The sequence below is a fragment of the Cerasibacillus sp. JNUCC 74 genome, from assembly GCF_053667775.1.
Genome location: NZ_CM132207.1, coordinates 2,666,787 through 2,682,469, shown reverse-complemented (window position 1 = coordinate 2,682,469; position 15,683 = coordinate 2,666,787). Strand labels below are relative to the sequence as shown.

15 protein-coding genes are annotated in these 15,683 nt (G+C 36.6%); 12 read left to right on the top strand and 3 right to left on the bottom strand.

Annotated features, from left to right (window positions below; genetic code table 11):
- Positions 1-359: 359 nt before the first annotated feature.
- From ezrA to JNUCC74_RS11990, 4 genes are all read left to right on the top strand, one after another.
- Entirely contained in the window at positions 360-2,054 is a 1,695-nt protein-coding gene (ezrA, locus tag JNUCC74_RS12005; protein ID WP_454065526.1) for a septation ring formation regulator EzrA, read from the top strand.
- Between the two features lie 278 nt (positions 2,055-2,332).
- Positions 2,333-3,472, top strand: a complete 1,140-nt coding sequence (locus JNUCC74_RS12000; RefSeq protein WP_454065525.1) for a cysteine desulfurase family protein — start codon at positions 2,333-2,335, stop codon at positions 3,470-3,472.
- Positions 3,473-3,478: 6 nt separating this feature from the next.
- Complete coding sequence (gene thiI / locus JNUCC74_RS11995; RefSeq protein WP_454065524.1) at positions 3,479-4,678, top strand: tRNA uracil 4-sulfurtransferase ThiI; 1,200 nt, start codon at positions 3,479-3,481, stop codon at positions 4,676-4,678.
- Positions 4,679-4,915: 237 nt separating this feature from the next.
- Positions 4,916-5,119 carry an alpha/beta-type small acid-soluble spore protein gene (locus JNUCC74_RS11990; protein WP_077321366.1) on the top strand — a complete coding sequence of 68 codons (204 nt, stop codon included), beginning with the start codon at positions 4,916-4,918 and terminating at the stop codon, positions 5,117-5,119.
- Positions 5,120-5,627: 508 nt separating this feature from the next.
- Here JNUCC74_RS11990 and JNUCC74_RS11985 read toward each other — a convergent pair.
- On the bottom strand, positions 5,628-6,428 hold the full coding sequence (locus JNUCC74_RS11985) for an NAD kinase (RefSeq protein ID WP_454065523.1): 801 nt from the start codon (positions 6,426-6,428) through the stop codon (positions 5,628-5,630).
- Between the two features lie 343 nt (positions 6,429-6,771).
- Here JNUCC74_RS11985 and JNUCC74_RS11980 point away from each other — a divergent pair, with 343 nt between their 5' ends.
- From JNUCC74_RS11980 to JNUCC74_RS11960, 5 genes are all read left to right on the top strand, one after another.
- On the top strand, positions 6,772-7,326 hold the full coding sequence (locus tag JNUCC74_RS11980) for a DUF2953 domain-containing protein (RefSeq protein WP_454065522.1): 555 nt from the start codon (positions 6,772-6,774) through the stop codon (positions 7,324-7,326).
- 18 nt (positions 7,327-7,344) lie between these two features.
- Positions 7,345-7,800 carry a GerW family sporulation protein gene (gene ytfJ / locus JNUCC74_RS11975; protein ID WP_454065521.1) on the top strand — a complete coding sequence of 152 codons (456 nt, stop codon included), beginning with the start codon at positions 7,345-7,347 and terminating at the stop codon, positions 7,798-7,800.
- A 320-nt stretch (positions 7,801-8,120) separates the two neighbouring features.
- Positions 8,121-8,621, top strand: coding sequence for a thiol peroxidase (tpx, locus tag JNUCC74_RS11970; protein ID WP_454065520.1), 501 nt, complete (start codon positions 8,121-8,123; stop codon positions 8,619-8,621).
- 136 nt (positions 8,622-8,757) lie between these two features.
- Positions 8,758-9,747, top strand: a complete 990-nt coding sequence (locus JNUCC74_RS11965) for a class I SAM-dependent methyltransferase (protein WP_454065519.1) — start codon at positions 8,758-8,760, stop codon at positions 9,745-9,747.
- 6 nt (positions 9,748-9,753) lie between these two features.
- Entirely contained in the window at positions 9,754-10,944 is a 1,191-nt protein-coding gene (locus tag JNUCC74_RS11960) for an acetate kinase (RefSeq protein WP_454065518.1), read from the top strand.
- A gap of 160 nt (positions 10,945-11,104) precedes the next feature.
- Here JNUCC74_RS11960 and JNUCC74_RS11955 read toward each other — a convergent pair whose 3' ends face one another.
- The gene (locus JNUCC74_RS11955) at positions 11,105-11,539 is read right to left on the bottom strand and encodes a universal stress protein (RefSeq protein ID WP_077321359.1); all 435 of its coding nucleotides are present in this window, start codon (positions 11,537-11,539) and stop codon (positions 11,105-11,107) included.
- Positions 11,540-11,668: 129 nt separating this feature from the next.
- Here JNUCC74_RS11955 and JNUCC74_RS11950 point away from each other — a divergent pair, with 129 nt between their 5' ends.
- Positions 11,669-11,830: a hypothetical protein gene (locus JNUCC74_RS11950; RefSeq protein WP_179104441.1), complete on the top strand. Its 162-nt coding sequence runs from the start codon at positions 11,669-11,671 to the stop codon at positions 11,828-11,830.
- Between the two features lie 117 nt (positions 11,831-11,947).
- Entirely contained in the window at positions 11,948-13,063 is a 1,116-nt protein-coding gene (ald, locus tag JNUCC74_RS11945) for an alanine dehydrogenase (protein ID WP_454065517.1), read from the top strand.
- A 65-nt stretch (positions 13,064-13,128) separates the two neighbouring features.
- Here the strand turns inward: ald and JNUCC74_RS11940 are convergent, their stop codons facing one another.
- Positions 13,129-14,226 (bottom strand): M24 family metallopeptidase, encoded by a 1,098-nt coding sequence (locus JNUCC74_RS11940; RefSeq protein WP_454065516.1) that lies wholly within the window; start codon positions 14,224-14,226, stop codon positions 13,129-13,131.
- A gap of 391 nt (positions 14,227-14,617) precedes the next feature.
- Here JNUCC74_RS11940 and JNUCC74_RS11935 point away from each other — a divergent pair, with 391 nt between their 5' ends.
- The gene (locus tag JNUCC74_RS11935) at positions 14,618-15,298 is read left to right on the top strand and encodes a metal-dependent hydrolase (RefSeq protein WP_454067892.1); all 681 of its coding nucleotides are present in this window, start codon (positions 14,618-14,620) and stop codon (positions 15,296-15,298) included.
- The last annotated feature ends 385 nt before the right edge of the window (positions 15,299-15,683 follow it).

Here is a 15,683-nt window from a genome sequence, read left to right as displayed (position 1 = left end):
TCAAAAAGGGGATAAAATAAGATTGAGGTTGGCTAAGGTTACGAGCGTTCTTTTTGTAAGGGACGTCACTAGCTCGTCCTGTCCAGTCGAAATTCGAGGCGGTTCAATTTCGGGTAGCAAGTGTAGGCATTTGCATACATGAGCAGAGAAGAAACAAGCCAATAAAGGAAAGTTATTTAGCACCAAGTAAAGCGCAGACAGTGCTTGGTTGAACTTATACGTAGAACTTAAAATTTGAACTGCCTTGGCTAAACGTAACGCGAAAAATTTTATTCGTTCTAACGTGTGAAGAATTTCGATGCGTCATTTTTACGAACTTTTGAACATCCTCTTATAGGAATTTAGTTGGGAGGCATTTTATGGCATACATCATTGGCAGTATACTTATAGTCATTGCACTTATTATTACAGGACTTATTTTAAGAAAAAGAATATATGATGTTGTCGATCAATATGAAGCATGGAAAATGGATATTATCGGTCGAAACATTAATGCTGAGCTCTCCCGCATTAAAATACTTAACTTATCAGGGGAAACACAGGATAAGTTTGAAGCCTGGAAAGAACGTTGGGAACATATTGTAACGAAAGAATTGACAGATATAGAAGAGTACTTATTCGATGCAGAAGAGATGGCGGACCGTTACCGTTTTTCCAAGGCTAAAAAGACATTAGCGGAAGTAGAGAAAATACTACAGTCGGTAGAAGTAGCAATTGAAGAGATTTTAAAAGAAGTGGATGAGCTGCTTGAATCTGAAGAAAAGAGCAGAAAAGAGATGGAGTATGTAGAACCTACTCTAAAAGAATTGCGAAAAAAATTATCGCAAACCCGCTATCAGTATGGAAAAGCGGAGAGCTACTTTGAAAAGAAACTTGACGAGCTTACGAAGCAGGTAGCTTCCTACTATGAGTTAGTAGATGATGGCAATTATTTAGAAGCGAGAGAGCTTGTCGAGCAAATTCGTGTATCTTTGGATACAGTGGAAGTAAGACTGCATGAATTTCCACATCTATTTCGGATGTGTAAGCAGGAGTTACCTTCACAATTAGATGATCTACTTACAGGCGTCAAAGAAATGAAAAATGAAGGTTATCGAGTAGAGCATCTTGCTTTTGAAAAAGAAATTCGCAATTATCAACAAAAACTTTTACATATGGTTGAAAAAATGGAAAATGGCGATATGAGAAATGCAGAAGTGATAATTGAAGAGATAGAAGAGCGCATGAAAGAAATGTATCAGCTCTTAGAAAAAGAAGCAATTGCTAAAAATTATGTAGATACAAAGATGCCTTCATATCAACAATCACTGGAAGAAATGACAGCTAGTTTCAGTAATACGAAAGAGGAAGTAGAGCAACTGCAAAAATCGTATTACTTTGAAGATAGTGACATGGAGAAGTATTTAACACTAGAGAAATCAATAGCAAAATTAAACTCACAAATGGAAGCTTTTGTATCAGAGATGGAGCAGAAAAAAGTACCACATACCAAATTGCGCCTTGAAATTGAAGAGGGTTTTGTGGAGATTGAAAAGCTTGAAGAAAAGCATGAAGAGTTTAAAAAACGCATTCATAATCTTCGTAAAGATGAATTAGAAGCAAAAGAAAAGTTGACGGAAATGCGCAATCAATTATATTATATCCAACGGAAGCTGAAAAAAAGCAATGTACCAGGAGTACCAACATTTATTTGGAATTTGCTTGAAACGGCGAGTGAAAAAAATCACCGTGTAGTAAAAGCGTTAGAAAATCAGCCGTTAGAGATGGCTGAAGTTCAGCAAGCGTTAAATGATGCAAAGAATGCAGTTTCGTATTGTATGGAGCAGACGGATCTCATGCTTGAGCAAGCTTATTTAACTGAACAAGTCATTCAATATGCCAATCGGTATCGCAGTCAATATCCTCTTTTAGCTGAAAAACTGGCCGAAGCTGAGCGGCTGTTTCGAAATTATGAATATGAGTTAGCCTTGGAGACAGCGGCTAAAGCAGTTGAAGAAGTAGAGCCTGGTGCATTAAAACGGATTGAAGCGTACCAAGAGCCGATTGATAATTAAATATCGAGAGAGGAAAAAAGGATATTCATTCGCTAATATCCTTTTTTCAACGTTAAGAACGTAAAAAATAAATGTAGAAGACGAGGAGTAACCTGAAAGATTATAGGTTCTGATGTAAGGATAATCAAGAGCTCTAGCCTTAGGTTATTTTAATAAATAGAATTAGTGAACTCCAGTATCTGAAAATATATCGTTTTCAAATTGTATTTGACGAGAAACGTCAATGCTGGTGCGATGCTGTAATGTATGTAAGATATTATGGAATAAGGAGTAAAATGATGATTTATTTAGATAATAGTGCAACAACAAAACCGGATCCAGAAGTATTAAAGAGTTTTGAACAAGTTTCAACAGCGTATTTTGCGAATCCTTCCTCGATTCACTCCTTAGGGGGAGAATCAGAAAAACTATTACATCAAGCGAAGAAACAGGCTGCGGAACTTTTACATGTAGACGCAAGTGAAATTGTATTTACTTCTGGAGGAACCGAAGGAAATAATTTAGCAATTAAAGGAATTGCGCTTGAACACCAAAACCGAGGAAAGCATATTATTACAACAATGGTTGAACATCCATCTGTATATGAAGCTTGTCAAAGCCTTGAAAAATTAGGGTTTGAAATTACGTATTTACCGGTTAATCAGGATGGTATGATAGTACTTGAAGATTTAAAAGCGGCGATTAGAGAGGATACTATTTTGATTACGATTATGCATGTAAATAATGAGTTAGGTTCTATTCAGCCAATTGTTGAAATTGGAGCAATTGCCAAGAACTATCCAAAGCTATTCTTACATGTGGATAATGTGCAAGGATTAGGTAAAGTTTCATTACCATTACCTAATAGTGGCATTGATCTTTGCACCATGTCTGGTCATAAAATTCATGGGCTAAAAGGAACAGGTATATTATACGTCAAAAACCGGACTACGTTATTTCCGCTTTTTCATGGTGGAATGCAAGAGCAAATGATCCGGTCCGGGACCGAAAATTTGGCTGGTGCGGTATCAATGGTAAAAGCATTACGACTAATACAAGAAAAGAAACAACGAAGTGGAGATCATTTAAATAAATTGCAGCAATATCTTCGTAGACAGTTAGGAAAAATTACGGATGTTACAATTAATACACCTATAGATGCTGCTCCACATATTATTAATTTTTCAGTTCCTGGGATCAAACCAGAAGTATTAATCCATATGCTTGGTGAAGCAGGAATATACATTTCTACAAAGTCAGCTTGCTCGTCCAAACGTACAGATGAAAGTAAGGTACTTGCAGCCTGCGGTTTTCCGAAAGTGAGAACTACTTCGGCATTACGAGTAAGTATGACATACACGAATACAATGCAAGAATTAGAGCAATTTATAACAACGTTGAAAAAAAGCATTTGTCAATTAAAAGAAGTAATGGGGTAGATGTACATGAAATATGATCATATATTAATACGTTATGGTGAGATGGCTTTAAAAGGAAAAAATATTAAATCGTTTATCATTCGTTTACAGGAAAATCTACAGAGTAAGCTTCATGATTTTCCAAATGTAAAAGTGAAGCGCACACAAGGAAGAATGTTCATTCTATTGAATGGTCATGATCCAGAACCAATTATTGAGAAATGTAAGCATGTTTTCGGTATCCAAAGTTTAAGTTTAGCGATAAAAGAAGAAAATGATGTCGAAAAGATTAAGCAAGCCGCACTTTATGCGTTACAGCAAAATACGCACGCAAAAACGTTTAAAGTTACCGTAAAACGAGTTAACAAAGAATTTCCCATTCGTTCACAGCAATTTAATCATGTAGTAGGTAGCCATTTATTAACGAATACGACTGGTATTACTGTGGATGTGCATCAGCCTGATGTTGAAATTAGGATTGAGTTACGGCAAGAAGCGGCTTATATAACTTCTAGTGTGATTCAGGGACTTGGAGGGTTACCAGTTGGTACGTCCGGAAAAACGTTGTTATTGTTATCTGGAGGAATCGATAGTCCGGTAGCAGGATATCTTGCAATGAAGCGTGGAGTTCAATTAGAGGCAATTCATTTTCATTCTCCACCATTTACCAGTGAGCGTGCCAAGCAAAAGGTTCTTGATTTAGCAAAGCAATTAACACGGTATGGAAAAGCTATTTCTGTACATATCGTTCCATTTACGAAGCTGCAACAAGAAATATTTCGAACCATTCCAGATGGATATGCGATGACAATCATGCGCCGTATGATGATGCGAATTAGCGAAAAAGTATGTGAACAGCAATCGATTTTATCATTAACAACTGGAGAAAACCTTGGGCAAGTTGCGAGTCAAACGATGGAAAGCATGAATACCATTAACGAGGTAACGAATTACCCGATTATTCGTCCGTTAATTACGATGGATAAGACGGAAATTATCGATTTGGCACAGGAGATTGGTACATATGAAACTTCCATTCTTCCTTATGAAGATTGTTGCACGATATTTGTACCAAAGTCTCCAAAAACTAAACCGAAAAGAGAAAAAGCCAATTTATATGAAGCAAAAAATAATTTTTCGAAGCTGATGGAAGAAGCACTTTCCGGTATTGAAACGATCAAGGTGACAGCAAAAGAAAAGCAAACGCCATACGACGGTCTTTTCTAATTGACTGGATCAATGCATTTAAAAGGTTTAATGAGTAATCTCTATTTATATATATTAGTTATATTTTTGTGACTGTTGCAATGTTTGTTTTTAACCTTCTTCCTATTTTTTAACTGCACTTTTTTGGTTAGAATTTAAGGATAAGAGAAGCCAATTTTAACAGTAACTACCAATAGAAAACATGAATGGATTGCTTCCTTCGTACACAATCTATAAGTACCAAGGAGGTGATTTAATATGGCAAGAAACAATTCAAATCAATTAGTAGTTCCTGGTGTTCAACAAGCTTTAGATCAAATGAAATATGAAATCGCACAAGAATTCGGGGTTCAATTAGGCCCAGAGACAACTTCACGTGCTAACGGTTCTGTTGGTGGTGAAATTACAAAGCGTCTTGTGCAAATGGCTGAGCAACAATTTGGTGGTCAAAGTTTTCAATAATAAAATAAGAAGATGGTATGAAGGACTATCCAGACGGGTAGTCCTTTTGTATAATTTTACATACGTTTATTTTTATCCCGCATGTAAGGTGCCGTAAGATTCCCACTTCAAGACCTGAATTAATACAACAGGTTCTAAGTGGTAGAAAACGGCACCTAAATGCCCGATTCGTTCAAGGGCCTTTAGGTCATACCCTTTTGGTATTAACATTCAGTAGGAGATGGAAGAAAACCCCTACTGAATGAAGTTTCACTTTATTCCAGATCAAAGTTAGTGTAAGACTGCAATTTTAAGAGTTATAAAAATAAGAAGAAGTAAGAGTTAACGCCAGTTAAATGTCTGATTCATTCAGATCAACAGCACAGAGTTGCTATGACAGCAATACTTCGCGGTTTTTCAAGGACAAGGAAAGCTTCTGTAAGCGATACATCGCACGTACTTTCAAGGACGTTGCGATATCGGAAGCCTTGATCTATTCTTTCGTGGAGAGCTTAGAATGAGTTTCACTTTATAAAAAAGTGCGCTTTACTCGGTCCCAGAATGAATTATTTTTTAATTTTACGGTTTTAATCACTTTATCACTTAATGTAACCGTAACGTCTTGAATGTTTCGGATAGAGTATGCTTCATTATCTAGACCAATAATAGGGTAATCGTTTCCATCCTGTCTGACAGATAGGCGCAATTTACGGTCCTTATGAAGAATAAAAGAGGATCCCAATGTTCGATACTTGTTATTATTAATAGAAGCTAATTCTGATACTTGAAAACAAGGGATGAGCGGATCAACGACAGCGCCATTCGTTGATTTATTGTAACCCGTACTTCCAGTAGGTGTTGCAACAATTAATCCGTCACCGCGAAATGTTTCAAAATGGTTATCGTCAATAAATACGTCGATAACGATAGATTTTATAATTGCTGAACGAAGGCTAATTTCATTAAGACAGTAAAAATCTGTTCCTCCATCAACATTTGTATGAATAACAGGAAAACGCCGAACTTCTAACTTCTCATGTTGCATCGTATGAAGCATTTCTCCAAAGTTATCCATGTTAAAATCACAATATAAACCAGCTTCACCAAACTGGTTAATTCCCGTATAGAGGCAATCTTGACGAAAGTCTGTTTTTCTTACCGCTTGCAGAAATGCACCATCCCCGCCAATACTAACAATAATATTTGCTAATTTACTATCATCTACAACATTAAAACCATTAGAAATGGCTAAGTCTTCAAGTACGGCTAATTTGTCTTCAATTCCTTGATTATTTAAGTAATAAAAGTAAATATTGTTTCGTGCTGTCATCGTTTTCATTCCTCCTATGAGTTTTCTCTATGTTAAAATGCGTATCAAAAAAAGTAGAAAACAGAGTTTCACCTTATTCTACCATGTTTCCGCGAATTGTTAAAAAATGAAAACAAACTTAAAATATGTGTGCAACAAAAGGGGAAGAGTACCGGGTGGTTAAGTTGACAACGCGCTTTGTTGCAATGAAGATTCTAGCACGTCCTGCAAGTAGAAATTCGATGTGTGTTTTTTTCGGACTCTTTTGTACATAGGGCTGACACCGTTTCGCTAATCAAAATTTTAAACGATGGATTAGAATAGGATATTTGCGGAAAAATAACGTAAAGTTGAGGTGATTATCATGTTGCTAGTTTTAAGTGGTTTGATATGTGTTTTATTCATTCTTCTAATAAGCAAATTAACAATTTGTATTCATATAAATCATCAAATGCATGATACTGAACTATCTATTCAAATCTATTGGTTTGGTTTACAGATTGTTAAACGTATTTACAAATTAAATGATACTTCTCTAACTGTTGACAACAACTATTTTCAAAACATTTCCGAACAGTTTAAACAAGTTTTCAAAATGATAAAACAAGGAGAACAGTTATTATCTATCGTTCTTCGCCAATTCGTAATTCGCCGCTTGTATTGGCATACAAAAGGCGGAACAGGTGATGCAGCTTTAACAGGTATGATTGCTGGGGGAGTTTGGAGTTTAAAGGGAATGATTACTGGCTGGATGATACAAAATAGCAAACAAAGCTGTTTACCAGATTTACAAGTGATTCCGTTATTTCAACATAAGGGTGTCGAAATGTTTTTTTCTTGCATGGTTTCCACACGATTTGTACAAGCTATACATATCATTCTGCAACTAACAAAGAGAGTTGGTAAAAACAAACGATAGTATAAGGAGTGAACACTCGTGGAAGAGCATCCAATTCAAGGATTAATGACAACAGCAATGGAAAATTTAAAAGAAATGGTAGAAGTAAATACAATTATTGGTGATCCTGTACAGTCTCCCGAAGGAAGTATCATTATTCCGGTATCCAAAGTTGGATTTGGATTTGCTGCAGGCGGAAGTGAATTTAATGCAACGAATGACTCTTCCTCATCTGATAGTGAGGCAACTTTACCTTTTGGCGGGGGTAGTGGGGGAGGTGTGTCTATTACGCCAGTAGCATTTTTAATTGTCAGTGACCAAGGAATAAAAATGGTTCACCTCGATCAACAAACCCATATTTATGAAAAAATGCTTGATTTTGCGCCACAAGTTGTAGAAAAGGTACAGGAAATAATGAAAGACTCCGGAAAAAAAGATTGCTCAGGTAAACAAGAAACAAAACAAAAGCAAGCTCCAACTCAATATGATGTTTAATGACTTTACCCCGCATAAGGTACCGTAAGACTCCCACTTCAAAATCTTGAGTTGATACAACAGGTTCTAAGTGGTAGAAAACGGTACCTAAATACCCGATTCGTTCAAGGGCCTTTAGGTCATACCCTTGTGGTACTAACATTCAGTAGGAGATGGAAGAAAACTCCTACTGAATGAAGTTTCACTTTACAGTAAAACTGTTTGAAAATGAAAACGTTGTAATTTTGTTCACAAATTATTCCGCGTAAAATAGTGGACATGTATCCATATTCAATTCATAATAATAGGGGAATACAATTATTTAGGAAGGAATGATTTATATGGTAAATGTAACATTCCAACAAGAACCTGTCACCCTAGTAGGTAATGAAGTAAAAGTAGGTGATAAAGCACCTGAGTTTCGAGTATTATCAAACGATCTACAAGAAGTGTCACTGGATGATTATAAGGGGAAGGTTAAGTTGATTAGTGTTGTTCCTTCCATTGATACAGGAGTATGTGCTGACCAGACAAAACGCTTTAATGAAGAGGCAGAGGCAATTGGCAATGTACAAGTTTTAACCATAAGTATGGATTTGCCATTTGCACAAAAGCGTTGGGTAACACAGCATCATATTAATAAACTGGAAATATTATCGGATCACCGAGATGCGCAGTTTGGACAAAATTATGGAGTACTCATTCAAGAATTGCGATTATTGGCGAGAGCAATTTTTGTTGTGGATAGTAATGACAAGGTCACACATGTAGAATATGTAAGTGAAGTTAGTAACCATCCGGATTACGATGCTGCTCTGGAAGCTGCCAGACAAGCAAATTAACGAGAATGAAATCTCTCTCATTCGGTGAGGGGGATTTTTGCTGTCCAATCGGAATACACAGCAATCCATTGTATAAATTGCACGCTTTTGGTACAATAGATTGCGCTTTGAATCGACCGAATGGAGGGTTCACTAGATGGAAAAATCGAATATAGAAGAACTATATGAATGGATGGACAATATAACACATCTTATTCAGCAATATGTGAATGAAACTTACTTAGATAGCTTAGCATATACGATGGAAATCTTGTTTCATCAAAAGGTTCCTGAAAGATTTGATAAACAATTGACACATAAATTACAGCAGGCATTAGATAAATTGAATATGGATACCTATACAACCGATGAAATAAGAAAAGCCATTCAATTAGTTATGTTAAAAGGAATGAAGGGTTCTACGCAACAGCAGCATATGATGACTCCTGAAACAGTGGCTTTAATTATCGCTTATCTTAGTTCAAAATTATTTACAGATAAAGAAAAACTGCGCATATTTGACCCTGCTGGAGGGACAGGCAATTTGCTTACAACAGTGCTTCATCAATTACCGCAAGCAAAGGAAGCATATGCAAGTGAAGTAGACCTGACATTAATACAGCTTGCTGCTTGGAATGCTAACTTACAAAAAATGCAAATTGAATTTTTCCATCAAGATAGCTTACAACCATTCTTACTCGATCCTGTTGATTTAATTGTGTCAGATTTACCAGTTGGTTATTATCCAGATGATGTACATGCGAGGAGCTTTGAATTAAAGGCAAAGGAAGGTCTTTCCTATGCTCACCATTTATTTATAGAGCAAAGTCTCAATTATACAAAACCTGGTGGTTATCTTATTTTTATTATTCCAGAATTTTTATTTACGAGTGATCAGGCGGAGCAGTTGAGACAATTTATTCATAAATATGCACATATTGTCGGTGTAATAAGCTTACCAGATACCGTTTTTCAATCAGAAAAGCATAGACGAAGTATTTTAATCTTACAGAAAAAAGGTCAAAATACGACTGCTCCAAATCAACCATTATTAGTAAAGATGCCATCTTTTTCGAATTCCAGTGCTATGGAAAATATTCTAGGTCAGATAAATAATTGGTTCCAGATGTATAATAAGAGGAGTTGAACAGCAATGAGTAATGTATTGGCAATTAATGCCGGTAGTTCATCTTTGAAATTCCAATTAATACAAATGCCAGAGGAACAAGTTCTTGCAAAAGGGATAGTAGAGAGAATAGGTCTTCATGAAGCTATCTTTGAAATGGAAGCTCAAGGTGAGAAGGATAAATTTGTAGGGGATATCCCAAATCATGAGGAAGCTGTTAAAAAGCTGTTGAATGGTTTAAAACAATCTGGTGTTATTACTTCGCTCGAAGAGATTAATGCAGTTGGGCACCGGATTGTTCATGGTGGGGAAAAATTCACTGATTCTGTGTTAATCACTGAGCAAGTAACGAAAGAAATAGAAGAAATTTCTGAATTAGCACCTTTACACAACCCTGCACATTTAACAGGTATATATGCATTTCAGGAGATTTTACCTAATGTACCGATGGTTGCAGTATTTGATACAGCCTTCCATCAAACAATGCCTCCATCATCGTATTTATATAGTTTACCTTATAATTATTATAAAGATTATGGCATTCGTAAATATGGATTTCACGGCACATCTCATAAATATGTGTCGCAACGAGCTGCTGAAATGTTAGGTATACCAATTGAAAATTTGCGACTTATTTCCTGTCATTTAGGAAATGGATCAAGTATCGCAGCTATTCAAGGCGGTAAGTCGATTGATACATCTATGGGCTTTACACCTCTAGCTGGTCTAACAATGGGTACTCGTTCCGGAGATATTGACCCAGCACTTATCCCATATATCATGGAAAAAACAGGTAAGTCGGCTGCTGAAGTGGTACATGTATTAAACAAAGAAAGTGGAATGCTAGCTTTATCTGGTTTTTCTAGTGATCTTAGAGATATTGAAGAACAAGCTGATGAGAATCCACGTGCTAAATTAGCATTAGATGTATTTGCTGAAAGAATCCATAAATACATTGGGTCTTATGCAGCGAAAATGTCTGGAGTGGATGCGATAATCTTTACTGCTGGTGTCGGGGAAAATAGTATTCTGATTCGTGAAAAAGTATTACGTGGATTAGAATTTATGGGTGTTTACTGGGATCCTGCGTTAAACAAATCACGAGGAAAAGAGAAGTTTATTAACTATCCACACTCTCCGGTTAAAGTAATGATTATTCCGACAAATGAAGAAGTTATGATTGCAAGGGACACCATCCGTCTTACCGAAGGAAATTAAGTCTAAAGGTTTTGTATGGTATTATCCATCACAAAACCTTTATTAATTAACTCTGTTCATACCCGTACTGCTATATTTGTTTTGGACAATGGTAGTATGGGTTTAACGATCGAGACAAGAGAAGCAGCGCTTCCCCATAGAAAACGCTGCCAGCTTTCTGTTAGCGAACAACAAGCACATCACAAGAAGCGTGGCGTGTAATGTTTTCAGAAACACTCCCAATTAAAAATCGCTCAACAGCATTCAAACCAGTGGCACCACAAACAATTAAGTCTGCTTTAAACTCTTTTGCAATATCCTTAGGGATTTTTATTTTCGGTGAACCATATTCCACACAACGAACTAAATCTTCTAATCCGGCAGCTTTTGCTTTATCTACATAACTGTCTAATAATTCTTTAGCATATTCATCTGCCCGCTCTGCTAAAGTTCTGTCATAAGCCTCTGCAGTAGCAAAAGTTCGTGAATCAACCACATGTGCAAGAATTAGCCTTGCACTGTTTTGCTTGGCAAAATCCAGCGACTTTAAAAAAGCTTTTTCTGATGCTTCAGACCCATCAACTGCTACAAGAATATTTTTATACTTCACTTTAATCTCCCCTTTCTTTACTTAACTATATACCCTATTAGCTAAAGCAACAATCAAAAAATGTCATTTTTACTAAAATAATTACAGCAAATAAATGAAGGATATGGACAAACTATAAACAAGGGAGTGAAAAATGTGACGAAAAACAAGCGAAGTAATCAACCACAGAAAATTTTTGAGGATGAAAAGGGAATAGCAGCCGTTCAAAATCAGTTAAATGAAAGCTATCAGATGGGAGTAATTGAACAACGTCACAGCAATAAGGGGATCCATACCTTTAATAATCAAAAGAAATAAAGAGGTAAAGTAGCCCACATGACATGTGGGTTACCTTTCCTCTTTCCATTTTTTTAAATATTTGATACTGTTAGATTATATACATCTAATTAACAAGATAGAAGGGGAGGTCATAAAATGAAAATTGGTGTGCCTAAGGAAATAAAGAATAATGAAAACAGAGTAGCGATGGCTCCATCTGGGGTGCTTACTTTAAAAAAAGAGGGACATGAAGTTTTTATTGAAACAGGTGCGGGTCTGGGATCGGGTTTTACAGATGCCCAATATAAAGATGCAGGAGCTACGATTGTTGCTACAGCAAAAGAAGCTTGGGCGCAGGAAATGGTTATGAAGGTAAAGGAGCCTTTAGCGGAGGAATACGATTATTTTTATGATGGGCTGATTCTGTTTACATACTTGCACTTAGCTGCAGAACCAGACTTAACAAAAGTATTAATGGATCATAAAGTAACAAGTATCGCTTACGAAACAGTACAATTACCAAATAATACGTTACCATTATTAACACCGATGAGTGAGGTTGCCGGTAAAATGGCTTCGCAAATTGGGGCACAATTTCTTGAGAAAACGAAGGGCGGAAAGGGCATTCTTTTAAGTGGAATACCTGGCGTTAGAAGAGCTAAAATAACCATTATTGGTGGCGGAGTAGTAGGAACAAATGCCGCTAAAATTGCTGTTGGATTAGGTGCTGATGTGACGGTGATTGATTTGAATCCAGAGCGTCTTCGTCAATTGGATGATATTTTTGGGTTTTCGATTAATACAATGATGTCCAATCCAATGAATATCGGCTTAGCCTTAGAAGAATCGGACTTGGTCATTGGTGCTGTTTTAATACCGGGAGCAAAGGCGCCTAAATTGGTGACGGAAGATATGGTTAAGGCGATGTCTGATGGTTCTGTAATTGTAGACGTCGCAATTGATCAAGGCGGGATTTTTGAAACGAGTGATCATGTCACAACCCATGATAATCCAACATACACAAGGCATGGAGTTTTACATTATTCTGTTGCTAATATGCCTGGAGCCGTACCTAGAACCTCTACGATTGGATTAACCAACGTTACCGTTCCATATGCTTTACAACTAGCAAATAAAGGACTTGTTGAAGCAATTAAAAACAATGTATCCTTGCTAAAAGGGGTTAATACATGGAAAGGTCATGTTACTCATGAAGCTGTAGCAGCTGCGCATGGTTTCAAGTACGTTGACCCACATGTATTGCTTTCATAATACGTAACAAGCAGTAAAGATAGCCTTTACTGCTTGTTTTTAAAAAAATATACGAGGTAATTTCATTACTCCACAATGATTAACTCTTTTGTGGCGGCAGTTAATACTTCGGGCCCTTTCGATGTCATATAAATCATATCCTCAATACGTACACCTGCAACATTTGGAACATAAATACCTGGTTCAATAGTAAAACACATATTTTCTGCTAAAGGCAGTTTATTATCCTGATGCATCGACGGATATTCATGTGTCTCAATTCCCAAACCATGTCCAATCCTATGTGTAAAATACTCACCATATCCGTTCGCTGTAATATGATCACGAGCTATTTGATCCAATTTTCCAACGGGAACACCTAATTGTGCAGCTTCAATTGCTTTTTCTTCGGCAGCTAATACGGTATGATAAATTGTTTCTTGTTCTTTTGCAATTGATTTAAACGCGACTGTTCGCGTAATATCAGAACAATATCCTTCATAGATCACTCCAAGATCAAAAAGTACTAAATCGCCTTTTTCCACTTTTTTCATGGAAGGTGTACCATGAGGAGAAGCAGTTTTCGCGCCCGTTAAAGCCATGGTTGAAAAGGACATGGCTTGAACACCTTGCTTTTTAAGCTCGAATTCTATAGCTGCGATGATTTCTAATTCGCTAATCCCTTCTTTAATAGCTGCAATTCCAGTTTTCACCCCGAAGTCAGCAAGCTCAGCAGCAGTTTTCAACCGCTCGTATTCATGTTTACTTTTAATTACTCGTAAATTAGCCAACAGCTCTTCTGCATTTATAACTTCTGTTTTAGGAAAAAAATGCTGTAGCATATAATAACGATCTAAAGTAAAATGATTATGTTCAACACCAATCGTATTAGGAAGTTTTTCCGCAGCTTTTAACCTTTTATAAAACATTTCCCATGGTTGTTCATGATCTTGATAAGCAATGATGTCGTATTGCCATCCTGCAGCTTTTGCATCTTCTTTTTCCATTGCCGGGACAATGAGTACAGGATCCATATTGTTACTAAGATAAACACTTACCAATCGTTCATGTGGATCCGTATAATAGTTGCTTATGTAGTAAACATTAGCTGTTGAAGTGATGAATATACTGTCTAAATTCATTTCCTTCATTTTAGCTAGCAACTTTTCAATTCTTTCCTTCATCTTTACACCTTCTTTAAACATATTAGGTTTATTATAGCAAATAAAGAGTTAATTAAAAAAGCACTTGAAATATCTATTTTTTATCCCGCATCGGAGGTATCGTTAGACTCTCACTTCAAGAATAGGAAGAAATCTAAGTCGGGATGGCTGCATTTACATCCCCAGTGGTTCTAGTCGACAGGAAGAAAAAACTCGACAGCCGATCCTTACACAGAAAAAGTGGACTTCTCAGAACGCCCGATATTTTGGTATTTTACTTACTAGTAGTGGAAAACAACATTAAATGTAGTTGCACTTTATGATGATGTGTAAAAAAGAATGAAATCGGGTACAACCGTAATAGTTATCTTGGTATAATTAAATGTATAGTGAATGAAAGGGGAAGATGATGATGAAAGTATCCTATCACGGACATTCCGTTGTACAGGTGCAAACAGATATGCATCAAATTCTAATTGATCCATTTATTTCAGGGAATGAAGCTTGTGACTTAGACGTGGATAAAGTTCAACCAGATTATATTCTACTAACGCACGGACACAATGATCATGTAGGTGATACCATTACCATTGCTGAACGAACAAAAGCAACGATTGTAGCACCAAATGAATTAGCAGTATACTTAGGTACAAAAGGCTTACAAATACATCCAATGCATATTGGCGGGAAGCATACGTTTGACTTTGGAACTGTAAAATTTACTCAAGCATTTCATGGTTCAGCATTTACTGAAGAAGATGGTTCAACGGTTTATACAGGGATGCCTGCTGGGATTTTATTAACTATTGAAGGCAAAACGATTTACCACGCTGGTGATACGGGATTATTTTCAGATTTAAAGTTGATTGGAGAAATGAATGAGATTGATTTGGCTTTTCTCCCAATTGGTGATAACTTTACAATGGGTCCGGAAGATGCTTTGATTGCTGCTAAATGGGTGAAAGCAAAAACAGTAGTTCCAATCCATTACAATACCTTTCCAGTGATTGAACAGGATGCAGAGGCGTTTGCCAAGCAGGTAAGCCCAGGAAAGGGACGAGTTATGGAAATAGGTGAAACGATAACGATTTAGTAAAAAGCAGATAATTTAGTTCAGCTTATCTGATTAGTTGCTAGAAGGATATTTTGAGTTGTGTCTTATTTTTGGTGAGCTTGATCTGTTTACAACAAGCTACAAGCTCACCTTTTTAAAGAAGGATATCTCGAAGCCCCCAAATTGAATGTCTTTGCATAACTTTCTTTATACATTCCTCCGTTTATCCTGCATGTACTGCCAGAAAGACATCTCCCTTCCAAAACCTGGGAGGATAAGCGTACAATCCAATTGCAAGTGAAATATCCGATTCTGTTCAGAGGCCTTAGGTCATACCTTTAAGGTACTAACAGTCAGTGGGGGGGAAAAGAAACCCGCGCCGATTTAAAGATTCACTTAATTTTTCCCAAAGTTCGTACCATTT